At 58.4% G+C, this 26155-nt stretch carries 19 protein-coding genes; 6 read left to right on the top strand and 13 right to left on the bottom strand.

All coding sequences use genetic code 11. The features are described 5' to 3' along the window. Nucleotides 1-45 precede the first annotated feature (45 nt). The 5 genes from eno to rlmD all read right to left on the bottom strand — a co-directional run bounded on the left by eno (nucleotide 46) and on the right by rlmD (nucleotide 7910). On the bottom strand, nucleotides 46-1344 hold the full coding sequence (gene eno / locus GT756_RS14325) for a phosphopyruvate hydratase (RefSeq protein ID WP_002915213.1): 1299 nt from the start codon (nucleotides 1342-1344) through the stop codon (nucleotides 46-48). 81 nt (nucleotides 1345-1425) lie between these two features. Continuing rightward, the gene (pyrG, locus tag GT756_RS14320; RefSeq protein WP_004205579.1) at nucleotides 1426-3063 is read right to left on the bottom strand and encodes a glutamine hydrolyzing CTP synthase; all 1638 of its coding nucleotides are present in this window, start codon (nucleotides 3061-3063) and stop codon (nucleotides 1426-1428) included. 280 nt (nucleotides 3064-3343) lie between these two features. Next, on the bottom strand, nucleotides 3344-4135 hold the full coding sequence (gene mazG / locus GT756_RS14315) for a nucleoside triphosphate pyrophosphohydrolase (protein WP_004205577.1): 792 nt from the start codon (nucleotides 4133-4135) through the stop codon (nucleotides 3344-3346). Between the two features lie 111 nt (nucleotides 4136-4246). After that, complete coding sequence (gene relA / locus GT756_RS14310) at nucleotides 4247-6484, bottom strand: GTP diphosphokinase (RefSeq protein WP_004205575.1); 2238 nt, start codon at nucleotides 6482-6484, stop codon at nucleotides 4247-4249. 121 nt (nucleotides 6485-6605) lie between these two features. Further along, complete coding sequence (rlmD, locus tag GT756_RS14305; protein WP_160124857.1) at nucleotides 6606-7910, bottom strand: 23S rRNA (uracil(1939)-C(5))-methyltransferase RlmD; 1305 nt, start codon at nucleotides 7908-7910, stop codon at nucleotides 6606-6608. Nucleotides 7911-8022: 112 nt separating this feature from the next. Here rlmD and barA point away from each other — a divergent pair, with 112 nt between their 5' ends. Further along, nucleotides 8023-10773 carry a two-component sensor histidine kinase BarA gene (gene barA, locus GT756_RS14300; RefSeq protein ID WP_023319018.1) on the top strand — a complete coding sequence of 917 codons (2751 nt, stop codon included), beginning with the start codon at nucleotides 8023-8025 and terminating at the stop codon, nucleotides 10771-10773. 166 nt (nucleotides 10774-10939) lie between these two features. Here barA and GT756_RS14295 read toward each other — a convergent pair whose 3' ends face one another. From GT756_RS14295 to syd, 8 genes are all read right to left on the bottom strand, one after another. Continuing rightward, nucleotides 10940-12079 carry a glycerate kinase gene (locus GT756_RS14295; protein WP_117131793.1) on the bottom strand — a complete coding sequence of 380 codons (1140 nt, stop codon included), beginning with the start codon at nucleotides 12077-12079 and terminating at the stop codon, nucleotides 10940-10942. A gap of 72 nt (nucleotides 12080-12151) precedes the next feature. Next, complete coding sequence (gene gudD, locus GT756_RS14290) at nucleotides 12152-13492, bottom strand: glucarate dehydratase (protein ID WP_032456528.1); 1341 nt, start codon at nucleotides 13490-13492, stop codon at nucleotides 12152-12154. Nucleotides 13493-13510: 18 nt separating this feature from the next. Then, the gene (locus tag GT756_RS14285) at nucleotides 13511-14851 is read right to left on the bottom strand and encodes an enolase C-terminal domain-like protein (RefSeq protein ID WP_023319020.1); all 1341 of its coding nucleotides are present in this window, start codon (nucleotides 14849-14851) and stop codon (nucleotides 13511-13513) included. 2 nt (nucleotides 14852-14853) lie between these two features. After that, complete coding sequence (locus tag GT756_RS14280; protein WP_004205562.1) at nucleotides 14854-16206, bottom strand: MFS transporter; 1353 nt, start codon at nucleotides 16204-16206, stop codon at nucleotides 14854-14856. Between the two features lie 470 nt (nucleotides 16207-16676). Next, nucleotides 16677-17120 carry a flavodoxin gene (locus tag GT756_RS14275; protein WP_004205560.1) on the bottom strand — a complete coding sequence of 148 codons (444 nt, stop codon included), beginning with the start codon at nucleotides 17118-17120 and terminating at the stop codon, nucleotides 16677-16679. A 4-nt stretch (nucleotides 17121-17124) separates the two neighbouring features. After that, nucleotides 17125-17919 (bottom strand): tRNA pseudouridine(65) synthase TruC, encoded by a 795-nt coding sequence (gene truC, locus GT756_RS14270; RefSeq protein WP_004205557.1) that lies wholly within the window; start codon nucleotides 17917-17919, stop codon nucleotides 17125-17127. Next, the gene (locus GT756_RS14265; RefSeq protein ID WP_002915249.1) at nucleotides 17919-18248 is read right to left on the bottom strand and encodes a YqcC family protein; all 330 of its coding nucleotides are present in this window, start codon (nucleotides 18246-18248) and stop codon (nucleotides 17919-17921) included. The genes truC and GT756_RS14265 overlap by 1 nt, the downstream gene beginning before the upstream one ends. Nucleotides 18249-18880: 632 nt before the next feature. Continuing rightward, nucleotides 18881-19426, bottom strand: coding sequence for a SecY-interacting protein (gene syd / locus GT756_RS14260; protein ID WP_004205553.1), 546 nt, complete (start codon nucleotides 19424-19426; stop codon nucleotides 18881-18883). A gap of 68 nt (nucleotides 19427-19494) precedes the next feature. Between syd and queF the strand changes: the two genes are divergently transcribed. From queF to GT756_RS14235, 5 genes are all read left to right on the top strand, one after another. After that, entirely contained in the window at nucleotides 19495-20340 is an 846-nt protein-coding gene (queF, locus tag GT756_RS14255; protein WP_004205552.1) for an NADPH-dependent 7-cyano-7-deazaguanine reductase QueF, read from the top strand. A 111-nt stretch (nucleotides 20341-20451) separates the two neighbouring features. After that, nucleotides 20452-21819, top strand: coding sequence for a nucleotide 5'-monophosphate nucleosidase PpnN (gene ppnN / locus GT756_RS14250; RefSeq protein WP_004205551.1), 1368 nt, complete (start codon nucleotides 20452-20454; stop codon nucleotides 21817-21819). Nucleotides 21820-22317: 498 nt separating this feature from the next. Continuing rightward, nucleotides 22318-23607 (top strand): HAAAP family serine/threonine permease, encoded by a 1290-nt coding sequence (locus GT756_RS14245; protein WP_004205549.1) that lies wholly within the window; start codon nucleotides 22318-22320, stop codon nucleotides 23605-23607. Nucleotides 23608-23672: 65 nt separating this feature from the next. Beyond that, nucleotides 23673-25040, top strand: a complete 1368-nt coding sequence (locus tag GT756_RS14240; RefSeq protein WP_017899189.1) for an L-serine ammonia-lyase — start codon at nucleotides 23673-23675, stop codon at nucleotides 25038-25040. 131 nt (nucleotides 25041-25171) lie between these two features. Then, entirely contained in the window at nucleotides 25172-26113 is a 942-nt protein-coding gene (locus GT756_RS14235; RefSeq protein WP_160124856.1) for an aliphatic sulfonate ABC transporter substrate-binding protein, read from the top strand. Nucleotides 26114-26155 lie beyond the last annotated feature (42 nt).

Raw genomic sequence — 26155 nt, 5'->3', positions numbered from 1 at the left:
AAATGCCAGCCCGAAGGCTGGCATGGTTATTTCATCAGGACAGGATTAAGCCTGGCCTTTGATCTCTTTACGACCATTGAACGGCGCTTGCTCACCCAGCGCTTCTTCGATACGAATCAGCTGGTTGTATTTAGCAACGCGGTCAGAACGGCTCATAGAACCGGTTTTGATCTGGCCTGCAGCGGTACCCACAGCCAGGTCGGCGATGGTCGCGTCTTCAGTTTCGCCAGAACGGTGAGAGATGACAGCGGTGTAGCCAGCGTCTTTCGCCATCTTGATAGCAGCCAGAGTTTCGGTCAGAGAACCGATCTGGTTGAATTTGATCAGGATGGAGTTAGCGATGCCTTTTTCGATGCCTTCTTTCAGGATCTTGGTGTTGGTTACGAACAGGTCGTCACCAACCAGCTGGATTTTGTCGCCCAGTACTTTGGTCTGGTAAGCGAAACCTTCCCAGTCAGATTCGTCCAGGCCATCTTCGATGGAGACGATCGGGTACTGTTTGGTCAGCTCTTCCAGGAAGTGAGTGAACTCTTCAGAGGTGAACGCTTTGTTGCCTTCGCCGGCCAGAACGTATTTACCGTCTTTGTAGAATTCAGACGCTGCGCAGTCCATCGCCAGGGTGATGTCTTTGCCCAGCTCGTAGCCTGCTGCTTTAACCGCTTCAGCGATAACAGCCAGCGCTTCGGCGTTGGAACCCAGGTTCGGCGCGTAGCCGCCTTCGTCACCAACGGCAGTGTTCATGCCTTTGGACTTCAGCACTTTCGCCAGGTGATGGAACACTTCAGAACCCATGCGTACTGCTTCTTTCAGGGTCGGCGCGCCAACCGGCTGAATCATGAATTCCTGGATGTCGACGTTGTTGTCAGCGTGCTCACCGCCGTTGATGATGTTCATCATCGGAACCGGCATGGAGTATTTGCCCGGAGTGCCGTTCAGTTCAGCGATGTGCGCGTACAGCGGCAGGCCTTTGGAGGCAGCAGCTGCTTTGGCGTTCGCCAGAGAAACGGCCAGGATTGCGTTCGCACCGAAGTTAGATTTGTTTTCAGTACCGTCCAGGTCGATCATGATCTTGTCGATGCCAGCCTGATCTTTGGCATCTTTGCCCAGGATTGCCTGAGCGATCGGGCCGTTTACCGCAGCAACAGCTTTGGTTACGCCTTTACCCAGGAAACGGGATTTGTCGCCATCGCGCAGTTCCAGCGCTTCGCGGGAACCAGTAGAAGCACCTGACGGAGCAGCTGCCATACCGACGAAACCACCTTCCAGGTGTACTTCGGCTTCAACAGTCGGGTTACCACGGGAGTCGATGATTTCACGACCGATGACTTTAACGATTTTGGACATTAGGTTTTCCTCAGTACAAGTTAAACTAAAACTCCAGACAAACAATGCACCCGGATGGGTGCATTGCCGTTCTAACTCTTTTTACTTCGCCTGGCGTTTCTGGTACTCGCTGGCGGCTTTCACAAAGCCGGCAAACAGCGGGTGTCCATCACGCGGCGTCGAAGTAAACTCCGGGTGGAACTGGCAGGCCACAAACCACGGATGGTTCGGCACTTCGATGATCTCGACCAACTGATCATCCCCGGAACGGCCCGCAACGCGCAGACCGGCAGCTTCAATCGGTTTCAACAACATGTTGTTGACTTCGTAGCGGTGACGATGGCGCTCGGTGATGGTCGGCTCGCCGTACAGCTGGCGTACCAGAGAATCCTCATCCAGCTGGCACTGCTGCGCGCCCAGGCGCATGGTGCCGCCCAGATCGCTCTTCTCAGAGCGGACTTCAACGTTGCCATCTTCGTCACGCCATTCGGTAATCAGGGCCACAACCGGGTATTTACAGTCTGGCACAAATTCCGTCGAGTTGGCGTTTTCCATACCCGCTACGTTGCGCGCGAATTCAATCAGCGCAACCTGCATACCCAGGCAAATGCCCAGATAAGGAATATTGTTCTCACGCGCATAGCGCGCGGTGGCGATCTTACCTTCCACACCGCGGTAGCCGAAGCCGCCCGGGATAAGGATAGCATCTAAATCCTTGAGGATTTCGACGCCGCGCGTTTCCACATCCTGCGAATCGATCAGCTTGATGTTGACGGTAACGCGGTTTTTCAGACCACCGTGTTTCAGCGCTTCAATCACCGACTTGTAGGCGTCCGGCAGTTCAATGTACTTACCGACCATGCCGATGGTGACTTCGCCTGCCGGATTGGCTTCTTCATAGATTACCTGTTCCCATTCGGCCAGGTTTGCTTCCGGACAAGTTAAGCTGAATCGTTTACAAATATAATCGTCCAGCCCCTGAGATTTCAACAGGCCTGGAATTTTATAAATGGAATCGACGTCTTTCAGAGAAATAACAGCCTTTTCCGGAACGTTACAGAACAAAGCAATTTTCGCCCGTTCGTTGGCCGGAACCGCGCGATCGGAGCGGCAAATCAGGATGTCAGGCTGAATACCGATGGAGAGCAGCTCTTTCACGGAGTGCTGAGTCGGTTTGGTTTTGACTTCACCGGCGGCGGCCATGTACGGCACTAAAGTCAGGTGCATAAACAGGGTATGCTCGCGGCCGATCTCTACCGCCATCTGACGAATAGCTTCGAGGAACGGCAGGGATTCGATATCGCCTACGGTACCGCCGATTTCCACCAGCACCACGTCATGGCCTTCGCCGCCAGCCAGTACGCGCTCTTTAATGGCGTTGGTGATGTGCGGAATAACCTGTACGGTTGCGCCCAGATAGTCGCCACGGCGCTCTTTACGCAGCACGTCGGAGTAGATTCGACCGGTGGTGAAGTTGTTGCGACGAGTCATCTTGGTGCGGATGAAACGCTCGTAGTGGCCCAGGTCCAGATCGGTTTCTGCGCCGTCTTCAGTAACGAACACTTCCCCATGCTGGATTGGGCTCATGGTGCCCGGATCGACGTTGATATACGGATCCAGTTTCATGATGGTCACGTTGAGACCACGGGCTTCAAGAATGGCTGCCAGGGAGGCTGCGGCAATGCCTTTACCCAGAGAGGATACGACCCCGCCGGTCACAAAAATATAGTTCGTTGTCATGCTGAACCTGAGAAGTTAGGGTAAAACGATGGAATAACCAGGACGGGAAAGTAGTATACCCGAACATGCGTGACGCCACAAACTTTCATTCTTCCCCTCCCCTTCGTTCTTCAAGTTGCACCTGTGTTGCGACCCGAACAACTCGAAGAGGCAGGCTACATGGTGTTTCAACGACATAACGGAAAGAGAAAATAGACGCTTTTGGCGAAATGTTTTTGACGTAAATCAAGCGCTTGTTATTTATAAAATCACACAAATCGCGCTTGATCACGAAAACTCGTTAGAGATCAGTTTCCTGGCGTTTTACCTGTTGCCATACTTCTTCCATGGTATCGAGGTCGACGCCGGTCATTTCCAGGCCGCGGGCGGCGACAATGCGCTCGACTTCGCGAAAGCGCCGCTCGAATTTGCGGTTCGCTTTTTGCAGCGCCACCTCGGCTTTGACCCCTAAATGGCGGGATAAATTCACCGTGGCGAACAGCAGATCGCCCACTTCCTCTTCCAGTTTCGCTTCATCCACCACCGCCTGCTGCGCTTCATGCATCACTTCATCAATTTCTTCATGCACTTTGTCGAGCACCGGGCCCAGCGAGGTCCAGTCAAAACCGACCGCCGAGCAGCGACGCTGGATTTTATGCGCGCGCATCAGCGCCGGCAGGCTATGCGGAATGTCGTCCAGCGCCGAGTGCTGGGCTTTTTCCGCCCGCTCCGCGCTTTTGATCTGCTCCCAGCGGGCCAGGACTTCGCTGCTGTTTCCCGCGGTGGCATCAGCGAAGATATGGGGATGGCGGCGCTCCAGCTTGTCGCTGATGGCGGCGCAGATATCGTCAAAGTTAAAACGTCCCTCTTCCTGCGCCATCTGCGCATAGAACACCACCTGGAACAGCAGATCGCCCAGCTCACCGCGCAGGTCGTCAAAATCCTCTCGCGAAATAGCGTCCAGCACTTCATAGGTTTCTTCGAGGGTATAGGGGGCGATGGTGGCAAAGGTCTGCTCTTTATCCCACGGGCAGCCGTTTTCCGGGTCGCGCAGGCGGCGCATAATGCCGAGCAAGCGGTCAATCTGAGTCATGTGACAATCCTGGAAATTCAAAAAAAAGTCGGCCGGATAAGGCCTTTCGACCTTATCCGACGTTGCGAAATTGCCGGATGGCGGCTTCGCCTTATCCGGCCTGGAGACGAATTAACCGCCGTGCAGACGACGCGCGTCGATCACATCGGGCACCTGGTTCAGCTTACCGAGCACCCGGCCCAGCACCTGCAGGTTGTAAATCTCGATGGTCATATCGATGGTGGCCAGCTGCTGACGGGTATCGCTGCGGCTGGCAACGCCCAGCACGTTCACCTTCTCATTGGCGAGGATGGTGGTGATATCGCGCAGTAACCCGCTGCGATCGTTCGCCTCCACCCTGACCACCAGCGAATATCCCGCCGAGTAGCTTTCGCCCCATACCGCATCGACGATGCGCTCCGGGGCATGCGACTGCAGTTCAGCGAGCTGATCGCAGTCGGCACGATGCACGGAAATCCCGCGCCCTTGAGTGATAAAGCCGACGATCTCATCGCCCGGGATCGGCTGGCAGCAGCGGGCAATATGGTGCATCAGATTGCCAACCCCTTCCACCACCACCCGGCCATTATCCTTGGTGCGGTTCTGCGGAGCATAGGTTTTCTGCTGCAGCTGCTTCAGCGCTGCCGCATCCTGCTCGGCGGCGCTCGGTTTATTGAACTGCGCCTGCAGGAAGTTGACCATCTGGTTGAGGCGGATATCGCCGCCGCCGATGGCCGCCAGCAGTTCATCGAGCTCATTGAAATTGTAGCGCGGCAGCAGGTGCTTTTCCGCATCCTTCAGGCTGATGCCCAGATGCTCCAGCTCGTCGTCAAGGATCTGCCGGCCGGCAAGAATGTTTTTGTCGCGATCCTGCTTACGGAACCAGGCGTGAATTTTGGAGCGTCCGCGGCTGGTGGTAACGTAGCCGAGGTTAGGGTTGAGCCAGTCGCGGCTCGGGTTCGGCTGCTTCTGGGTAATAATTTCGATCTGATCGCCCATCTGCAGCTGATAGGTAAACGGCACGATGCGGCCGCCGATTTTAGCGCCGATGCAGCGATGACCGACGTCGCTGTGGATATGGTAGGCAAAATCGAGCGGCGTCGACCCCGCCGGCAGGTCCACCACGTCGCCTTTCGGCGTAAAGACATACACCCGGTCGTCAAAGACCTGGCTGCGCACTTCGTCGAGCATTTCGCCGGAGTCGGCCATCTCTTCCTGCCAGGCAATCAGCTTGCGCAGCCAGGCGATACGGTCCTCATAGCCGCGACCGCCACTGGTACCCGCTCCCGCGCCCTCTTTGTACTTCCAGTGCGCGGCCACGCCCAGCTCGGCGTCTTCATGCATCTGCCGGGTGCGGATTTGAATCTCCACCGTCTTGCCGCTCGGCCCCAGCACCACGGTGTGGATAGACTGGTAGCCGTTGGGTTTCGGGTTGGCCACGTAATCATCGAATTCATCCGGCAGATGACGGTAGTGAGTATGAACGATCCCCAGCGCGGCATAACAATCCTGCAACCGCTCGGCCACGATGCGCACCGCGCGAACGTCAAACAGCTCGTCAAAGGCGAGGTGTTTTTTCTGCATTTTGCGCCAGATGCTGTAGATATGCTTCGGCCGACCATAGACCTCGGCCTTGACCCCTTCGGCTTTCATTTCTGCCCGCAGGTGGCCGACGAACTCGTCGATATAATGCTCACGGTCGATACGGCGTTCGTGGAGCAGTTTGGCAATACGCTTGTACTCTGCCGGGTGCAGGTAGCGGAAGCAGTAATCTTCCAGCTCCCACTTCAGCTGGCCGATACCTAAGCGGTTCGCCAGGGGAGCATAGATATTGGTGCACTCTTTCGCCGCCAGCACGCGCTCATCTTCCGGCGCGTCCTTGACCTCGCGCAGATGCGCGATACGTTCGGCAAGCTTGATAACCACGCAGCGGAAATCGTCCACCATCGCCAGCAGCATGCGGCGAATGTTATCCACCTGCTCGGAAGATACTGAGTCGGTATGAGTAGCTTTCAGCTGACGGATGGCGGCCATGTCCCGTACCCCGTGAATCAGGGTCACGACCGATTTACCCACGCTCTCCTGCATGACCGCTTCGCTGACGACTTCGCTGTCGGCCAGCGGGAACAGCAGCGCCGCGCGCAGGGTATCGATATCCATACTTAGGGTGGAGAGGATCTCCACCATTTCGACGCCCCGCCACAGCAGCAGGTCCGCCAGCGGGTGTCCTTGCGTTTTTTCGCGACAATAATCCCAGGTTTCGGCTAAGCGCTCACACGACTGCTGGCTGGAAATCCCCAGACTCGCGATCCATTTCTTCGGGTCAAATTCACCAGCTTTATTAAGATGTGCACTTCTTACCGCAACCATTGTCCTCTCCTTAAGGGACCGGCCTGCCGAAGTCGGCAAGCCTCAACTTTCTACATGTCATCCTGCAGGTCGCGTCAGCATTGATGGCCGGGGCGGCTCTTCTGCGACGTTGTGAATGACCTTATGTAAGCCTGCGCTCAAACAACACCATTGATTCCAGATGACCGGTATGCGGGAACATATCCAGCATCGCCAGGCGTTGAATCTGATATCCAGCCTGCAACAGGGTTTCGCTGTCTCGCGCCAGCGTCGCCGGGTTGCAGGAAACATACACCACCCGCCGCGGCGCCAGTTTTATAATATGCGGCATCACGCCCGGCGCGCCGGCGCGGGCCGGGTCCAGCAGCACTTTATCAAAGCCGTGCTTCGCCCAGGCCTGGCGGGTGACATCCTCTTCCAGATTTTCATGGAAGAAGGTGACATTAGGTAAACCATTGAGGGCGGCATTTTCCCGCCCCTTCTCCACCAGCGCCGGCACCCCTTCCACCCCGACCACGTGGGCGGCGCGAGTCGCCAGCGGCAGGGTAAAATTGCCCATCCCGCAGAACAGATCCAGCACCCGGTCTTCGGGCTGCAGATCCAGCCAAGCCAGCGCGGTACGCACCATCTGCTGATTCACGCCGTCGTTGACCTGGATAAAATCCCGCGGACTGAACACTAAGCGTAGTCCGTCTGAGGTATACCATGGCGCTTCGCCGTGAATATGTTCCAGTATCTCGCTTTGCGGCGCGAGGTACAGGGAAAGACCGTGAGTTTGCGAAAAACGTTCCAGTTTTTCCCTGTCAGCGGCCGGTAGCGCAGCGGTATGGCGCAGTACCATTAGTGGGCCGTTGTCCGCCAGCACCAGCTCGACGTGGCCAAGGCAGCGTAATGCGCTCAGCGCGCTTAAGCACTCGCGCACGGCGGGCAGCAGCGCCTCAAGTTGGGGCACCAAAACAGGGCACTGCACCACATCGACGATCGCTTTGTCGCTGGCCTGACGAAAACCCATCTGCAATTGTTGGGTCTTTGGCTGATAATTCAAGCTTAAGCGCGCACGACGGCGATAGCCCCACGGCTCGCCGGCGATGATCTCATCCACCTCGCGTTTCATCAGGCGCGCCAGCGCGGCGCGTTTACTTTGCTGCTGAAGCGTGATGCTGGCATGCTGCTGTTGGCAACCGCCGCAAACGCCAAAATGGGGACAGCGAGGCGCCTGGCGCTGCGGGCTGTGGGTCAGACGGCGTTTTACCTGGGCGCGGGCGTACTGCTTTTTGTCTTCCACCAGCACCACCTCAGCCTGCTCCTGCGGCAGCACGCCGCCGACGAACAGCGCTTTCCCCTGGTGGCGGGCCACGCCCTGGCCAAAGGGATCGAGGTCGTTGACTGTAACGGTTATGATCTGGCGCGTCGTCACACGCCGTTTTGCAGAGTAGAATTGCGCCATCGTAGAGAGTTGTCTCAATCAAATAAAACGAGCTCGTTCAGAGCGGCAGCGCCGCGAAGCGCACCGACGCGCACCGAACGATGATGTCTATATTCTCCCATAATGGAACCGCATGACCAACTACAGCCTGCGTGCTCGCATGATGATTCTGATTCTGGCGCCAACCGTCCTGATAGGGCTGTTGCTCAGTGTTTTCTTTGTCGCTCACCGTTATAACGACCTGCAACGTCAGCTGGAGGACGCCGGCACCAGCATTATTGAGCCGCTGGCGGTCTCCAGCGAATATGGCATGAATCTGCAAAACCGCGAATCCATCGGCCAGTTGATCAGCGTTCTGCATCGTCGCCACTCGGAGATCGTGCGGGCCATCTCGGTATACGATTCGCATAACCGCCTGTTTGTCACCTCCAATTACCAGCTCAACCCCAGCGACCTGCAGATCCCAAAAGGCGAGGCGTTTCCCCGTCGTCTCAGCGTCATCCGCGACGGCGACATGATGATCCTGCGCACGCCGATCGTCTCGGAAAGTTATTCGCCGGATGAATCCCCCGAATCCGATGCCAAAATGCCGGGCAATATGCTGGGCTACGTCGCGCTGGAGCTGGATCTGAAATCGGTCCGCCTGCAGCAGTACAAAGAGATTTTCATCTCCAGCGTGATGATGCTGTTCTGCATCGGCATTGCGCTGATCTTCGGCTGGCGCCTGATGCGCGACGTCACCGGCCCTATCCGCAATATGGTCAATACCGTCGACCGCATCCGCCGTGGGCAGCTGGACAGTCGGGTCGAGGGCTTTATGCTCGGCGAGCTGGATATGCTGAAAAACGGCATCAACTCGATGGCCATGTCGCTGGCGGCGTACCATGAGGAGATGCAGCACAACGTCGACCAGGCCACCTCCGATCTGCGGGAAACCCTTGAGCAGATGGAGATTCAGAACGTCGAACTGGACCTGGCGAAAAAGCGCGCCCAGGAGGCGGCGCGCATTAAGTCTGAATTCCTGGCCAATATGTCCCACGAACTGCGCACCCCGCTCAATGGGGTGATCGGCTTTACCCGCCTGACGCTGAAAACCGATCTCAACGCCACGCAGCGCGACCACCTGACCACCATCGAACGCTCGGCCAATAATCTGCTGGCGATCATCAACGACGTGCTCGACTTTTCCAAGCTGGAGGCGGGGAAACTCATCCTGGAGAGTATTCCGTTCCTGCTGCGCACCTCGCTTGATGAGGTGGTCACCCTGCTGGCGCATTCCGCGCATGATAAGGGGCTGGAGCTGACGCTGAACATTAAGAACAACGTGCCGGATAACGTCATCGGCGACCCGCTGCGTCTGCAGCAGATTGTGACCAACCTCGTGGGCAACGCCATCAAATTTACCGAGCACGGTAATATCGACGTGCTGGTGGAGCAGCGGGCCATCAGTAATTCGCGGGTGCAGATCGAAATTCAGATCCACGATACCGGCATCGGCATCCCCGAGCGCGATCAGTCCCGGCTGTTCCAGGCCTTCCGTCAGGCCGATGCCAGTATTTCACGCCGCCACGGCGGCACCGGGCTCGGGCTGGTGATCACCCAGCGTCTGGTCAAGGAGATGGGCGGCGATATCTCGTTTCACAGTCAGCCGAACCGCGGCTCCACCTTCTGGTTCCATATCAACCTCGATCTCAACCCGAACGCCATCCCGGATATGCTGAATACCGACGGGCTGGCGGGCAAGCGTCTGGCTTATGTGGAAGCCAACGCAACGGCGGCGCAGTGCACGCTGGAGATGCTGGCCGCCACGCCGCTGGAGGTGATCTACAGCCCCACCTTCTCCTCGCTGGCGGAAGCCCAGTACGACATTCTGCTGGTCGGTATCCCGGTCTCAATGCGCGATTTGTCACCGCACCGGGAAAAATTGGCCAAAGCCTGCGCGATGTCAGACAACGTACTGCTGGCTCTGCCGTGTCATGCCCAGGTTAGCGCCGAAGCCCTGAAACGCGATGGCGTCGCCGCCTGCCTGTTGAAACCGCTCACCACTACCCGTTTACTGCCAGCGCTGGTGGCCACCAATCATGCGACAGCCTCCGCGCCGTTGACGCAGGCCGACAGCCATAAGCTGCCGATGACCGTGATGGCCGTCGACGACAACCCGGCAAACCTGAAGCTCATTGGCGCCCTGCTGGATGACCTTGTGCAGCAGGTGATCCTCTGCGACAGCGGCCAGCAGGCGGTGGACAAGGCCAAGCAACTGCAGATGGATCTGATCCTGATGGATATTCAGATGCCGGATATGGACGGCATCCGCGCTTGTGAGCTTATCCATCATCTGCCGCATCACCAGCTAACGCCGGTTATCGCCGTCACCGCGCACGCCCTGGAGGGCCAGCGCGAGAAGCTCCTGAGCGCCGGCATGAACGACTATCTGGCGAAGCCGATCGAAGAAGAGAAACTGCACGCCCTGCTGCTGCGCTATCAGCCCGGAGTACACAGTATCGCCCCGGCGGCGATACCGCCCACAGAGCCGGTCATCGACCATAACCAGACGCTCGACTGGCAGCTGGCGCTGCGCCAGGCGGCGATGAAGCCAGATCTGGCGAGGGAGATGCTGCAGATGCTGATCGCTTTTATGCCGGAGGTACGTAACAAAGTGGAAGAGCAACTGGTTGGCGAGCAGCCGGAAGGGCTGGTGGATCTGATCCACAAACTGCATGGCAGCTGCAGCTACAGCGGCGTGCCGCGGCTGAAAAAGCTGTGCCACACCCTGGAGAGCCAGCTGCGCGCAGGCACCGCCGCCGAGGATCTGGAGCCGGAGCTGCTTGAGCTGTTAGATGAGATGGACAATGTGGCGCGCGAAGCGTGCCGGATGGGGGTGTAAACCCCGGATAGCGGCGCTATGCGCCTCATCCGGGCTACGCCCTACGGTCCGGTATTCGGTTGGTAGCCCCGGTAAGCGTAAGCGCCACCGGGGATGGTTCCCGGATCGCGGTGCTACGCACCTTATCCGGGCTACAAATACCACTGCGCCAGCCGGGATCCCTCAATTACAGCTTACCGCCCATCTGCAAAACCGCGGCGACGTTTCGCGCCGTCATCCGCAGATTGGCGGCGGCATTGGCCAGCGCTTCATCCAGAGTGCAGATGGTGTACAACACGCTGAATACCGCATCCAGCCCGTGCTGATGCACGACGCCGACATCGGCGGTCAGGCTGCCGGCAATCCCGATCACCGGTACGTTAAATCGCTTCGCCACCCGGGCCACCCCCACCGGCACCTTACCGTGGATAGTCTGACTGTCGATACGCCCTTCGCCGGTGATCACTAAATCAGCATCCGCCACCCGCTCCGCCAGCTGCAGCGCATCGGTGACAATCTCAATGCCCGGGCGCAGCTGAGCGCCGCAAAACGCATACAGCGCCGCGCCCATCCCGCCCGCCGCGCCGCCGCCTTCCAGGCTCAGCACGTCGCAATCTAAATCACGGGCGATGATCCGGGCATAGTGCCGCAGGCCGCCGTCAAGCAGGTCAATCATCTGCGCCGTCGCCCCTTTTTGCGGGCCGAATACCGCGCTGGCGCCCTGCGGGCCGGTCAACGGGTTGGTAACGTCGCAGGCCACTTCAATCCGACAATCTGCCAGCCGTGGATCCAGCTCGCTAAGATCGATGCGCGCCAGCGTCTCCAGCGCACCGCCCCCTGGCGCGATCTGCTGACCGTCGGCGGTCAGCAGTTTCGCCCCCAGCGCCTGCGCCATGCCGGCGCCGCCGTCATTGGTCGCGCTGCCGCCAATGCCAATAATGATCTGCCGCACACCAGCGTCCAGCGCATGGCGTATGAGCTCCCCGGTGCCCCAGGAGGTGGTCAGCAGCGGGTTACGCTGCGCCGGGGGAACGCTTTCCAGCCCGCTGGCCGCCGCCATTTCGATAAAGGCGCACTGGCGATCGCCGGACAGCCCATAAAATGCCTCTACCGGCTCCCCCAGCGGCCCGGTCACCGTCAGCGGAACCTGATGCCCGCCGGTCGCCGCCACCATGGCTTCCACCGTCCCTTCCCCGCCGTCGGCAACCGGCAGCCTGACATATTCCGCGTCAGGATAAATCTCGCGAAAGCCTTGCTCTATCGCACTGGCTACTTCCAGCGCGCTCAGGCTCTCCTTCCAGGAATCCGGTGCGATCACTATTTTCATCTGCAGTCCTTACTCTGAGCTAACCCTTGTGGCTATCGCGCAATGCCGGCCCCCGCAGAGGCCGGCGGCCTTTTAGCGCACCATGCATGGACGCTTGTTGTCAAAGGTCCAGCCCGGGATCAGGTACTGCATCGCCATCGCATCATCGCGGGCGCCAAGGCCATGTTTCTTATATAGCTCATTTGCCTGCATTACGCGGTCCATATCCAGCTCAACCCCCAGACCCGGCGTGCTCGGCACCTGCACCATTCCGCCTTTAATTTCAAACGGTTGTTTGGTCAGACGCTGATTGCCCTCCTGCCAGATCCAGTGGGTATCGATAGCGGTGATCTTGCCCGGCGCCGCAGCCGCAACGTGGGTGAACATCGCCAGCGACACGTCGAAGTGGTTATTGGAGTGCGAACCCCAGGTCAGGCCAAACTCATGGCACATCTGCGCCACGCGAACCGATCCCTGCATGGTCCAGAAGTGCGGGTCCGCCAGCGGGATATCCACCGACTGCAGGGAGAGCGTATGGCCCATCTGCCGCCAGTCGGTGGCGATCATATTGGTGGCGGTCGGCAGGCCCGTCGCGCGACGGAACTCCGCCATCACTTCGCGGCCGGAGAAGCCCTGCTCAGCGCCGCACGGATCCTCCGCATAGGCCAGTACTCCCTTCAGCTGCTTGCCAATCTGAATGGCTTCTTCAAGCAGCCAGGCGCCGTTCGGATCGAGGGTCACGCGGGCATTCGGGAAGCGCTTCGCCAGGGCGCCGATCGCTTCGGCTTCTTCAAAACCGGCCAGCACGCCGCCCTTCAGCTTAAAGTCGTTGAAGCCATATTTTTCATACGCCGCTTCCGCGAGGCGGACCACCGCATCCGGCGTCATCGCCTCTTCATGGCGCAGGCGATACCACTCGCATTGTTCATCCGGCTGGCTCTGATAGGCCAGCGGCGTGGCGTGGCGGTTACCGATAAAGAACAGGTAGCCCAGCATTTCAACTTCGCTGCGCTGTTGTCCATCGCCGAGCAGCGAGGCGACGTTGACCCCAAGGTGCTGGCCCAGCAGGTCCAGCAGCGCCGCTTCGATTCCAGTCACCACGTGGATGGTGGTGCGCAGGTCAAAGGTCTGCAGGCCGCGGCCGCCGGCGTCACGGTCGGCGAACTGATTGCGCACCGCACCGAGCACGTTTTTATACTCGCCCAGCGTTTTGCCCACCACCAGCGGAATGGCATCCTCCAGAGTCTGGCGAATTTTTTCGCCCCCCGGAATTTCACCGACGCCGGTATGGCCGGCGTTATCTTTGATAATCACGATATTGCGGGTGAAGTACGGAGCGTGGGCCCCGCTCAGATTCATCAGCATACTGTCATGGCCGGCAACCGGGATCACCTGCATGGTGGTGACAACGGGCGTGGAAGAGAAAGTCGTCATAGCATCATCCTTTTGTAATTAGTGGCGGCCGAAAACGGGACGTTTGCGGTCGAATGTCCAGCCGGGGATCAGGTACTGCATCGGGCCCGCGTCGTTGCGTGCGCCGCCCGGCAGCGCTTTATAGGCCTCATGGGCTTTGCGCACCTGCTCCCAGTCAAGTTCCACGCCGAGTCCCGGCGCGTCTGGCACGGCAATCTTGCCGTTAATAATCTGCAGCGGATTTTTGGTCAGGCGCGCCTCGCCTTCCTGCCAGATCCAGTGGGTGTCGATGGCGGTGGGCTGACCCGGCGCCGCGGCGCCGACGTGGGTAAACATCGCAAGGGAAATATCAAAATGGTTGTTGGAATGGCAGCCCCAGGTCAGCCCCCATTCGTCGCACAGCTGCGCCACTCGTACCGCGCCGGAGAGCGTCCAGAAGTGCGGGTCCGCCAGGGGAATATCGACGGCGTTGAGCATCACCGCATGACCCATCTCGCGCCAGTTAGTGGCGATCATATTGGTGGCGACCGGTAGCCCGGTGGCGCGGCGGAACTCGGCCATCACCTCCCGGCCGGAAAAACCCTGCTCGGCGCCGCACGGATCTTCGGCGTAGGTCAGAACATCCTGCAGCCCTTTGCACAGGGCGATCGCCTCATCCAGCAGCCAGGCGCCGTTAGGATCGACGGTGATGCGCGCGTCCGGAAAGCGCTTTTTCAGCGCCCGGGCGGTGTCAATTTCCTGCTCGCCGGGCAGCACGCCGCCCTTCAGCTTAAAGTCTTTGAAACCGTAGCGATCCTGAGCGGCTTCCGCCAGGCGCACCACCGCTTCGCTGCTCAACGCCTGCTGGTGGCGCAGGCGATACCATTCGTGATCGCCCGGCGTATGGTCCAGATAACCAAGGTCGGTTTTCTGCCGATCGCCGATATAGAACAGGTAGCCCAGCACGGTGACGGCATCACGCTGCTTGCCCGGCCCCAGCAGCTCGCAGACCGGCACATTGAGCACTTTGCCGAGCAGATCGAGCAACGCGGCCTCCAGCGCCGCTACCGCGTTGACTTTCAGTTCAAAGGTCCACGCCCCTTTGCCAAAGGTGTCGAAATCCGCCGCCTGATTGCCTTTGTGTACCTGCTGCACCACGCGATTCAGCCTGGCGACCTCCTGACCTACCACCTGCGGGATCGCCGCCAGCAGCGTCTGGTAGATAACCTCACCGCCAGGGGCTTCGCCCACGCCGGTGTTGCCGGCGTTATCGGTCAACACCACGATATTGCGGGTAAACCAGGCGTTATGCGCCCCACCGATGTTCAGCAGCATGCTGTCGTGTCCGGCCACCGGAATGACCTTCATCTCTGTAATAATCGGGCTGGATTGGGTAGTCATGATTAACGTCCCGCTACAGGTTTCAGTTCAATACGTTTGATGTCGCCCACCAGCACCAGGTAGCTCAGCACTGCCACCAGGGCATGGATGCCGACGTAAACCAGCGCCCCGTTGAACGAGCCGGTGGTGCCGACGATATAGCCGATAGCGATCGGGGTGACGATACCGGAGATATTGCCGAACATGTTGAACAGGCCGCCGGAAAGACCGCTAATCTCTTTCGGCGCGGTATCCGCCATCACCGCCCAGCCAAGCGCGCCGATCCCTTTGCCGAAGAAGGCCATCGCCATAAAGCCAATCACCATCCACTCCACGTTGACATAGTTACACATCAGCATGGTCATAGAGAGCAGCATCCCCAGTACTATCGGCGTTTTGCGGGCAATGTTCAGCGAGCCGGTGCGGCGCATTAACCAGTCAGAGATCACCCCGCCCAGCACCCCGCCGACGAACCCGCACACCGCCGGAACGGAGGCGACAAACCCCGCTTTGAGGATCGACATGCCGCGCGCCTGCACCAGGTAAACCGGGAACCAGGTAATAAAGAAATAGGTCAGGGCGTTAATGCAGTACTGACCGATATAGATGCCGATCATCATCCGCGATCCGATCAGCTGCTTGATTTGGCCCATTTTGACGCTGAACGGCACCTTCTGCGCGCTGCTCTTTTGATCCATGTTGATCAGGGCGCCGCCTTCGGCGATATATTCCAGTTCCTTCTTGTTTACTCCCGGATGGTTGTTCGGATCGTGGATCACTTTCAGCCAGACAAAGCTAATCACAATCCCCAGGCCGCCCATAAAGAAGAAGACGTGCGACCAGCCCACCTCATGCGTCAGCCAGCCCATGATCGGCGCGAAGATAACGGTGGCAAAGTACTGAGCGGAGTTGAAGATCGCCACCGCCGTGCCGCGCTCCTGCGCCGGGAACCAGGCGGCCACGATACGGCTGTTACCCGGGAACGACGGCGATTCGGCCAGGCCAACGAGGAAACGCAGGGTAAACAGCGCGACGATAATGCCAAAGCCGCTGAAGATGTCGACGAAGCCCTGCAGCAGGGTAAACATCGACCAGATGAAGATCGACCAGAAATAGACGCGCTTCGAACCGAAGCGGTCGAGCAGCCAGCCGCCCGGGATCTGGCCGATGACATAAGCCCATGAGAACGCGGAGAAGACATACCCCATCCCCACCGGATCCAGGCCGATATCTTTGGCCATTTCCGAACCGGCGATCGACAGCGTCGCCCGGTCGCCATAGTTAAAAGAGGTGACGATAAACAGCATCACCACTATCCAGTAGCGGGCATTGGTGCGCTTTTCAGCCGCCGTCGCCGCCTGACTTAATGAACTCATTGTTGTACTCCTGAATCATAGCGTTTAGCTACGTTCATTCTGAACAGCACAACCTGTAGGGTAATCAGAATGACGTGGTCGTGTTTTGATAGTTGTCGTTATATCTGGCACTGCATTTGTCACTGGCTGGAGCAGTATATGAAGAGGCACACCGCGGCTCACCGTGCATCTACACAGCTTTTACGCCGCTATTGCAGGTGGTTTATGGCGTATGCCTGAAAGAATGGGGGGAAGTTCACGGAAATGAAAAACCAGCGCCGCGGGTGGTCAAAAGGGCAGCAAAAAGAGCCGGAGTGTGAAATACCTCTCTTGACGCGGTGAAACTGGCTAGCTTAACCCATGATATTGCTAAGGATATTGTGCATTTGCCTGAAGGCGTGCGGCCCGAAAAGGGCTACACTTTTGCTGTCCGCGTATCTGGCCACGACAGCTTGAAAGGGCGCCCTCTGCGTAGGGAGAGGGCAGCGCTTTTATTCTAGCAGGGTAGCCCACTGCTCAACCCATGGATTAGAGACGCTCTCCGGCTCCGGATCTTCGCTGGCGTCAATCTTCAGCATCTCGCCGATGCGCTTCGCGCCCTGCTCCTGCAGTAGCTGATCGAACTTCAGGCCGCCGCCGCAAAAGTTGGCGTAGGTGCTGTCGCCCAGCGCGATAATGCCGTAACGCAGGTGAGGTTGATACATATCTTTGATGCCCTCATACAGCGGGACGATGCTGTCCGGCAGATCGCCCTGCCCGGTGGTGGAGGTGACCACCAGCACATACTTCCCCGTATAGGATTCCCAGTCGTTGACCTGCGGATCCTCATACACGGTAGCCTTGTGTCCCAGTCCGCTGAGGATCGCTTCTGCTTCTTCCGCAACCAGCAGCGAGTTGCCGTACATGGTGCCGACAAAAATTCCGACTTCCGCCATGCTATTATCTCCCAGGATTGTCCTTATTCTCTTCATCCTGACCGCAGTCGTCGGCAAACTCAACCCTTTCATTTAGCGGGAGAAGCCCGCGCCAGCCAAACTGCGACAGCGCACGCATCCAGACGTCGTCAAAACCGGCGCGCAGGGTCAGCGGCTCACCGGTAAAGGGATGAGTTAACGACAGTTCGCTGGCGTGCAGCATCAGGCGGTGGCAGCCGAAATGCTCCGCGGCGCTGCGGTTTTGCCGCAGATCGCCGTGCTTGCTGTCGCCGAGGATCGGATGACGCAGGTGGGCCAGATGGCGGCGCAGCTGGTGCTTGCGGCCGGTTTTCGGCTCCAGTTCCACCAGCCCGTAGCGCGTGGTGGGATAACGCCCGGTAGCGACCGGCATCTCTACCGTCGCCAGACCACGATAATGGGTCACCGCCGGCTGCGGGCCTTTATCTTCGCGGGCGAACTTATCGGCGATTTTATCCAGCTCTTCCACCAGCGGATAATCGAGCAGCGCCTCTTCCATCAGCCAGCCGCGGACGATCGCATGGTAGCGCTTCTGGATCTGATGCTGCTCGAACTGCTGCGCCAGCAGCCGACCCGCCTCGCTTGACAGCCCCATGAGCAGGACGCCGGAGGTGGGCCGGTCGAGGCGATGGGCGGTAAAAACGTGCTGACCGATCTGGTCGCGCACGGTCTGCATCACCACCACTTTCTCATCGCGATCGAGCCAGCTGCGGTGCACCAGCCAGCCCGACGGTTTGTTGACCGCCACCAGCCAGTCGTCCTGGTAGATTATCTCCAGCATCAGGCCTGCTCACCGGCAAACAGCGCGTCCAGCAGCAGCAGCTCCGCCAGCATGGATTCGCGAACCGGGTGGGCTTGATCCAGCGCCATTTCGTAATACGGCGCAACGGCGAAATTTTGCGGCAGCGGCTGGCCGCTCTCCAGCAGCTGATGCATACGCGGGATCAGGACCCACTGCAGCCACTCCAGCGGCTCCAGGGTATCCAGGCAAAACGGCTTATCGCTGGCGAAGGCGCTGCTGTCCGGCGCCGTCTCCTGCCAGTGTTCTGTTTCGCGCAGCAGGGCTTCAATGGCGCGCAGGCGATCGCGCACGCTATCGTGAAGAGTCATGGGGGAAACCTCGATGAGTTAAAAACCGGGCGCAGGATAGCAAATCCGCAGGAGAAATAAAAAAAGGGAGCACTGTATAAACAGTGCTCCCGGTTCGTTTTGCAGCATTCCCGCTACATTGGTGCTCCCTGCTCGTCCTTGAAAACTTTTCCTGAGGTCTCCTGACCATGTTCATCCATAAACTCGTGCATCCTGCTTTCACACCACCCCGATGTGAAATGACTTATCCTTAAGTTTGTCCCGATCTTCCTGATCCACCGTTCATCCTGAGCGGCTCTCATTCTCCATCCTGGAGGTGTCCATTACGCGATCCTGCGTTATCCTTGCTTCATCCTGAAGCCTGTCCTTGCAACGCCATCCTGGCGGGTCCTGCAGAAGCGCCATCATCCTGATGTTCGCTTCATTTCGCGACTTCCTGTCGACAGACATAGGATCACTGATTCTGCCTCTTCTTACAACCCTTCTTGAGACAATCTCTTAAGATTAGTCCCCACTCAAAAGGACGAAAAAATTAAGATCTAATTTAATACCAATAACTTAACAAAAAAAGATTGGATTAAATTTGCCTTAAATGATGATGATCTCTTACAGGTTTTGTAAGAGATCTCTCACAAATGACCAGGCAGACTGGATTACAGCACCGGCTCAAGCTGGTTGAGGAAACCCGCAAGCGAGGGGGAAAGGGTGAGGCGTTTGGCGGTGCCGAGGGTCTCTTTGACGACTTCACCGCTGAGATTACAGACGGAAATGACATCCAGTTCACTCTCGAGGGTAGCGATGAACAGCGTCGGCGCCAGCTTCAGCCGCTTCTGCACCACCAGGTGCCCGATGAGGTTTTCCTGCACCCGCTGGAAATCCTCTTCACTCCAGGTCTGCAGCAGCGTTAGCGTTTCGCCGGCGAACCGGCCGGTCATATCGCCGGCAAACTGAGTGGTATAATAAGAATGAAGCGGCTGTTGTACCACAATATCCAGGGCGCGTTCAACCGCACTGATATTTTGCGCCAGCGAAAACGGCTGCGGCTGCCAGAAAACGGCCTCGTCCTGGGTGTCGACGACGCAAGGCGACGGAACGCCGTAAAGCTCTTCACTGCGCGGCAGGCTGTGGCGCTGCTGCTGCCAGGCGGCGCAATAACGTTGGGTAAAAGCATGCAGCGCTTCTGCGGTCTGATGGTCCACCGGTTTCTCTCTTCACGTTAGACAGGATACACTGGGCTAATAGTGTACCCGCTTTACTATGGTGAAACATGTCTTCTTACGATAATCATCAGGCGCTGGCCGGCCTGACGCTCGGTAAATCAACCGATTACCGCGATACCTATGACGCCTCGCTGCTGCAGGGCGTTCCGCGCAGCCTTAACCGCGACCCGCTTGGCCTGCATGCCGACAACCTGCCGTTTCACGGCGCCGATATCTGGACGCTCTACGAACTCTCCTGGCTGAACGGCAAAGGCCTGCCGCAGGTGGCCGTCGGCCACGTCGAACTGCCCGACACCACCGTCAATCTGGTGGAATCAAAAAGCTTTAAGCTCTATCTCAACAGCTTCAACCAGACGCGTTTCGCCAGCTGGCAGGAGGTTGAAGAGACGCTGACCCGCGATCTGAGCGCCTGCGCGCAGGGCGAGGTCAAGGTGTCGCTGTACCGTCTGGATGAACTGGAAGGCCAGCCGATTGCCCACCTGCACGGCGCCTGCATCGACGATCAGGATATCGAGATCGATAACTATCAGTTCAGCGCCGACTACCTGCAGGGCGCCGCCAGCGGCAAAATCGTGGAAGAGACGCTGGTCAGCCATCTGCTGAAGTCCAACTGCCTGATCACCCACCAGCCGGACTGGGGCTCGGTGCAGATCCAGTATCGTGGGGCGAAAATCGACCGCGAGCAGCTCCTGCGCTATCTGGTTTCGTTCCGCCACCATAACGAATTCCATGAGCAGTGCGTCGAGCGCATCTTTAACGATATTCTCCGTTTCTGCCAGCCGGAATCGCTTTCCGTTTACGCCCGCTATACTCGACGCGGTGGTCTGGATATCAACCCCTGGCGCAGCAACGGCGACTTTTCCCCTGCCACCGGCCGCCTCGCCCGACAATAATAAACATTTTCACAATTTGCGTGCGTTTAGGCGCGCGCAAGGTTGTGAAAACGCCGCTCGCAGGGCTATTGTAATCACAGGAAGACCATAAGCGTCCTGTAAGGAGTTCACTTGATTACACATGTTAGCCCGCTTGGTTCAATGGATATGCTGTCGCAGCTGGAAGTGGATATGCTTAAGCGCACCGCCAGCAGCGACCTGTATCAACTGTTTCGCAACTGCTCGCTTGCTGTGCTCAACTCGGGGAGCCTGACCGATAACAGCAAGGAGCTCCTGTCCCGTTTTGAAAATTTCGATATTAACGTGCTACGTCGCGAACGCGGCGTGAAGCTGGAACTGATCAACCCGCCGGAAGACGCCTTCGTTGACGGGCGCATTATTCGTTCCCTGCAGGCCAACCTGTTCGCCGTACTGCGCGACATCCTCTTCGTGTACGGCCAGATCCACAATACCGTTCGCTTCCCGAACCTCGATCTCGAAAGTTCGGTCCATATCACCAACCTGGTGTTCTCGATCCTGCGCAACGCCCGCGCGCTACACGTCGGCGAAGCGCCGAACATGATCGTCTGCTGGGGCGGCCACTCGATCAACGAAAACGAATATCTCTACGCCCGCCGCGTCGGTACGCAGCTGGGACTGCGGGAACTGAATATCTGCACCGGCTGCGGGCCTGGCGCGATGGAAGCGCCGATGAAAGGCGCCGCCGTCGGCCACGCGCAGCAGCGCTACAAAGACAGCCGCTTTATCGGCATGACCGAACCGTCCATTATCGCCGCAGAACCGCCAAACCCGCTGGTCAATGAACTGATCATCATGCCGGACATCGAAAAGCGTCTGGAGGCCTTCGTGCGCATCGCCCACGGGATCATCATCTTCCCGGGCGGCGTCGGCACCGCCGAAGAACTGCTCTACCTGCTGGGTATTCTGATGCATCCGGATAACAAAGCGCAGGTGCTGCCGCTGATCCTCACCGGACCGAAAGAGAGCGCTGACTACTTCCGCGTGCTGGACGAATTTATCACCCATACCCTGGGCGAATCCGCCCGTCGCCACTACCGGATCATCATCGACGACCCGGCGGAAGTGGCGCGGCAGATGAAAAAAGCGATGCCGCTGGTGAAAGAGAGCCGTCGCGAGACCGACGACGCCTACAGCTTCAACTGGTCGATTCGTATCTCGCCGGACCTGCAGATGCCGTTTGATCCGACCCATGAAAACATGGCCAACCTCAAACTCTCCCCGGACCAGCCGGTGGAAGTGCTGGCCGCCGACCTGCGCCGCGCCTTCTCCGGCATTGTCGCAGGTAACGTCAAAGAGGTGGGCATCCAGGCCATCGAGCAGTACGGTCCATACAAGCTGCACGGCGACCCGGAGATGATGCGCCGCATGGACGATCTGCTGCAGGGCTTCGTCGCCCAGCACCGCATGAAGCTTCCTGGCGGTACCGCCTATATTCCCTGCTACGAAATCATCGCCTGATTTCCGTCCCGCCGGGGCAGCCTGTTGCCCCGGCGGGCACGCTTTCTCTGACTTCCAAAACGCGCCAAAAACCTTTCTGTGACTAATCAAACACCTGAATTGTTTTTACATAGCCAATCGTTTGCGTTAGTAAAAACTGCGACAATTATCACTGCAAAAAATGGTTTTAAGCGCGAAAACGTCGACCACTTCTCTTTTTTACAGTAAATCCCTCGTTATTACGCCGCCCCGCTTTTATCTCATATGCTGCAAATGGTAGCCTGCGCGCCACAAATCGCTGGCTGATCACCAGAAACAGGCTGTTGGACTAAAAATACGCACATTGAAAGTGGATTATTGCATTTGAGATCGCGATCACTGATGCATAAACCATATAAATGTATCTTTCCGGCCCAATTATTACGGAGAAAATTTCTAAAAAAACCGTAATTAAACGAATTTCGTGTTACACAATTGTATTTGTTCATTAGATTTTGTTGATTCCTCCAGGAGATACAGATGGAAACCACTCAAACCAGCACCATCGTTTCGGGCGAAACCCGCAGCGGATGGCGTAAAACCGACACCATGTGGATGCTGGGCCTGTACGGTACAGCGATCGGCGCGGGCGTCTTGTTCCTGCCGATCAACGCCGGCGTCGGCGGCATGATCCCCCTGATTATCATGGCGATTCTGGCCTTCCCGATGACCTTCTTCGCCCACCGCGGTATGACCCGCTTCGTGCTCTCCGGCAAAAACCCGGGCGAAGACATTACTGAAGTGGTTGAAGAACACTTCGGCGTAGGCGCAGGTAAGCTGATTACCCTGCTCTACTTCTTCGCTATCTATCCAATCCTGTTGGTCTACAGCGTGGCGATCACCAATACCGTCGAAAGCTTCATGGCGCACCAGCTGCACATGACGCCGCCGCCGCGCGCTATTCTGTCGCTGATCCTGATCGTCGGCATGATGACTATCGTGCGTTTCGGTGAGCAGATGATTGTAAAAGCGATGAGCGTGCTGGTGTTCCCGTTCGTTATCGCCCTGATGGTGTTGGCGCTGTACCTGATCCCGCAGTGGAACGGCGCGGCGCTGGAGACCCTCTCCCTGAGCGGCGCCTCCGTCACCGGCAACGGCCTGCTGATGACCCTGTGGCTGGCGATCCCGGTAATGGTCTTCTCTTTCAACCACTCGCCGATCATCTCCTCCTTCGCGGTTGCCAAGCGTGAAGAGTACGGCGAAGGCGCCGAGAAAAAATGCTCCAGCATCCTGGCTCGCGCCCACATCATGATGGTGCTGACCGTGATGTTCTTCGTCTTCAGCTGCGTCCTGAGCCTCTCTCCGGCAGACCTGGCGGCGGCGAAAGAGCAGAACATCTCGATTCTGTCTTACCTGGCGAACCACTTTAACGCGCCAATCATTGCCTGGATGGCGCCGATCATCGCGATGATCGCCATCACCAAATCCTTCCTCGGCCACTACCTTGGCGCCCGCGAAGGCTTTAATGGCATGGTGATTAAGTCCCTGCGCGGTAAAGGCAAATCGATCGAAATCAACAAACTGAATAAGCTGACCGCGCTGTTCATGCTGGTTACCACCTGGATTGTAGCGACGCTGAACCCGAGCATCCTCGGCATGATCGAGACCCTCGGCGGCCCGATTATCGCGATGATCCTGTTCCTGATGCCGATGTACGCGATTCAGAAAGTGCCGGCGATGCGTAAATACAGCGGCCACGTCAGCAACGTCTTCGTGGTGATTATGGGTCTGATTGCCATCTCCGCGATCTTCTACTCGCTGTTCAGCTAATTCAGTCAACACCTCCCCCCGCGCCGCTGAACGGCGGCGCGCTTTCCGACAGCACGGGAATACATATGATCAGCGTATTCGATATCTTTAAAATCGGCATTGGCCCTTCCAGCTCCCATACCGTTGGACCGATGAAAGCGGGCAAACAATTTACTGACGACCTGATCGCGCGCGGCCTGCTGGCCGAGGTGAGCAAAGTCGTCGTCGACGTCTACGGCTCCCTCTCCCTGACCGGTAAAGGCCACCATACCGATATCGCGATTATCATGGGGCTCGCCGGCAACCTGCCGGACACCGTCGACATTGACGCCATTCCGGGATTTATTCAGGACGTTAACACCCACGGTCGCCTGATGCTGGCCAACGGCCAGCACGAAGTGGACTTCCCGGTCGATCAGTGCATGAATTTCCATGCCGACAACCTGTCGCTGCATGAGAACGGCATGCGCATCACCGCCCTGGCCGGCGACCAGGTGCTCTACAGCCAGACGTACTACTCCATCGGCGGCGGCTTTATCGTCGATGAAGCGCACTTCGGCCAGACCACTGACGCGCCGGTGGCCGTCCCTTACCCCTATAAAAACGCCGCCGACCTGCAGCGTCACTGCCGCGAAACCGGGCTGTCGCTCTCCGGCCTGATGATGCAGAACGAACTGGCGCTACACAGTAAAGAGGCACTGGAGCAACACTTCGCCGCGGTGTGGGAAGTGATGAGCGCCGGGATTGAGCGCGGCATTACCACCGAAGGCGTCCTGCCGGGCAAACTGCGCGTTCCGCGCCGGGCCGCCGCGCTGCGCCGCATGCTGGTGAGCCAGGACACCACCAACAGCGACCCGATGGCGGTGGTCGACTGGATCAATATGTTCGCCCTCGCGGTGAACGAAGAGAACGCCGCCGGCGGCCGGGTGGTAACCGCGCCGACCAACGGCGCCTGCGGTATCGTGCCGGCAGTGCTGGCCTATTACGACAAGTTTATCCGCAAGGTGAACAGCAACTCCCTGGCCCGCTATATGCTGGTGGCCAGCGCGATTGGTTCGCTGTATAAGATGAACGCCTCGATCTCCGGCGCCGAAGTGGGTTGCCAGGGTGAAGTGGGCGTCGCCTGCTCAATGGCGGCGGCCGGTCTGGCGGAACTGCTGGGCGGTAGCCCGGGCCAGGTGTGCATCGCGGCAGAGATCGCTATGGAGCATAACCTCGGTCTGACCTGCGACCCGGTCGCCGGCCAGGTGCAGGTGCCTTGCATCGAACGCAACGCTATCGCCGCCGTGAAAGCGGTCAACGCCGCGCGAATGGCGCTGCGCCGGACCAGCGAGCCGCGCGTCTGCCTCGATAAAGTCATTGAGACCATGTACGAAACCGGCAAAGACATGAACGCCAAGTACCGGGAAACCTCCCGCGGTGGTCTGGCGATGAAGATCGTCGCCTGCGATTAACCTGCTGGCCCGCCACGCGTCGCCGCGGCGGGCCCTCTCACCCACCTTTTGTTATATCAATTAAAATTTAGTTATTTAATGGTTATAAGCGCTGTTTGTTACCTTACGCAAAACGCTAAGGAGAACAGACAATGTCCAACCGATTCCGCCCCGCCTGGCCGCTGGTCCTCGCCGCCCTTTCCGCCTCCGCGCTGGCCAAAGCGCCGGAGACCGTCAACATCGGCTATCAAAAGGCGAACATCTTCGCGCTGCTGAAATATCGCGGCACCCTGGATGAGAGCCTGAAAAAACAGGGCATTGCCGTCCGCTGGGTCGAATTCCCCGCCGGTCCGCAAATGCTGGAGGGGCTCAACGTCGGCAGTATCGATCTGGCCGCCACCGGCGATGCGCCGCCGGCCTTTGCCCAGGCGGCGCAAGCCGATCTGGTCTACCTTGCCCACTCCCCCGCTAACCCAAAAACGGAAGCGATTGTGGTCCCGGAGCAGTCGACGATCCGCAGCGTAGCCGATCTGAAGGGCAAGCGCGTGGGGCTGAACAAGGGGTCCGACGTCAACTACCTGCTGGTCGCCGCGCTGGAAAAAGCGGGCCTCAGCTATAAAGACATCACCCCGGTCTATCTGCCGCCGGCGGACGCCCGCGCCGCTTTCCAGCGCGGGGCGATTGATGCGTGGGTGATCTGGGATCCGTTCCTCGCGGAAGTGGAAACCAACGCGAAAGCGCGACAAATAAGCAACGCCGAGGGGCTGGTGCCGCACTACACCTTCTATCTCGCCAGCCGTAAGTTTGCGGATACCTACCCGGAGACGGCAAAACAGGTGGTGGATGAGCTGGGTAAACTCAGTGTGTGGGCGAACAGCCATCAGGACGAGGCCGCCGGCCTCCTGTCGACCTCAACCGGGCTGGATAAAGCCATCTGGCTGAAGACCCTGGCCCGCCTGCCCTACGGCGCTGAACGCATGACGCCGGCGGTGTATAACGAACAGCAGGCGCTGGCGGATACCTTTACGCGCATCGGCCTGCTGCCGGTGAAAGTCGACGTACGCAGCGCCACCTGGTCGCTGGATAAACCTTAGTTTTCCCGGCGGCGGGAGGCATTGCGCCCCCCGTCGCCGACG

Origin of the sequence: Klebsiella sp. Q2, from assembly GCF_009900705.1 — a bacterium.
Classification (GTDB): domain Bacteria; phylum Pseudomonadota; class Gammaproteobacteria; order Enterobacterales; family Enterobacteriaceae; genus Klebsiella; species Klebsiella quasipneumoniae.
This window is presented reverse-complemented; position numbering and strand designations above follow the sequence as displayed.

Bases quoted from the DNA above. Each gene is read 5' to 3' on its own strand.
- relA (WP_004205575.1), bottom strand. From the start codon at position 6,484: ATGGTTGCGGTAAGAAGTGCACATCTTAATAAAGCTGGTGAATTTGAC.
- truC (WP_004205557.1), bottom strand. From the start codon at position 17,919: ATGCTGGAGATAATCTACCAGGACGACTGGCTGGTGGCGGTCAACAAA.
- barA (WP_023319018.1), top strand. From the start codon at position 8,023: ATGACCAACTACAGCCTGCGTGCTCGCATGATGATTCTGATTCTGGCG.
- GT756_RS14265 (WP_002915249.1), bottom strand. From the start codon at position 18,248: ATGACTCTTCACGATAGCGTGCGCGATCGCCTGCGCGCCATTGAAGCC.
- GT756_RS14245 (WP_004205549.1), top strand. From the start codon at position 22,318: ATGGAAACCACTCAAACCAGCACCATCGTTTCGGGCGAAACCCGCAGC.
- mazG (WP_004205577.1), bottom strand. From the start codon at position 4,135: ATGACTCAGATTGACCGCTTGCTCGGCATTATGCGCCGCCTGCGCGAC.
- pyrG (WP_004205579.1), bottom strand. From the start codon at position 3,063: ATGACAACGAACTATATTTTTGTGACCGGCGGGGTCGTATCCTCTCTG.
- eno (WP_002915213.1), bottom strand. From the start codon at position 1,344: ATGTCCAAAATCGTTAAAGTCATCGGTCGTGAAATCATCGACTCCCGT.
- queF (WP_004205552.1), top strand. From the start codon at position 19,495: ATGTCTTCTTACGATAATCATCAGGCGCTGGCCGGCCTGACGCTCGGT.
- GT756_RS14275 (WP_004205560.1), bottom strand. From the start codon at position 17,120: ATGGCGGAAGTCGGAATTTTTGTCGGCACCATGTACGGCAACTCGCTG.
- gudD (WP_032456528.1), bottom strand. From the start codon at position 13,492: ATGACGACTTTCTCTTCCACGCCCGTTGTCACCACCATGCAGGTGATC.
- GT756_RS14295 (WP_117131793.1), bottom strand. From the start codon at position 12,079: ATGAAAATAGTGATCGCACCGGATTCCTGGAAGGAGAGCCTGAGCGCG.
- GT756_RS14280 (WP_004205562.1), bottom strand. From the start codon at position 16,206: ATGAGTTCATTAAGTCAGGCGGCGACGGCGGCTGAAAAGCGCACCAAT.
- GT756_RS14235 (WP_160124856.1), top strand. From the start codon at position 25,172: ATGTCCAACCGATTCCGCCCCGCCTGGCCGCTGGTCCTCGCCGCCCTT.
- GT756_RS14240 (WP_017899189.1), top strand. From the start codon at position 23,673: ATGATCAGCGTATTCGATATCTTTAAAATCGGCATTGGCCCTTCCAGC.
- rlmD (WP_160124857.1), bottom strand. From the start codon at position 7,910: ATGGCGCAATTCTACTCTGCAAAACGGCGTGTGACGACGCGCCAGATC.
- GT756_RS14285 (WP_023319020.1), bottom strand. From the start codon at position 14,851: ATGACTACCCAATCCAGCCCGATTATTACAGAGATGAAGGTCATTCCG.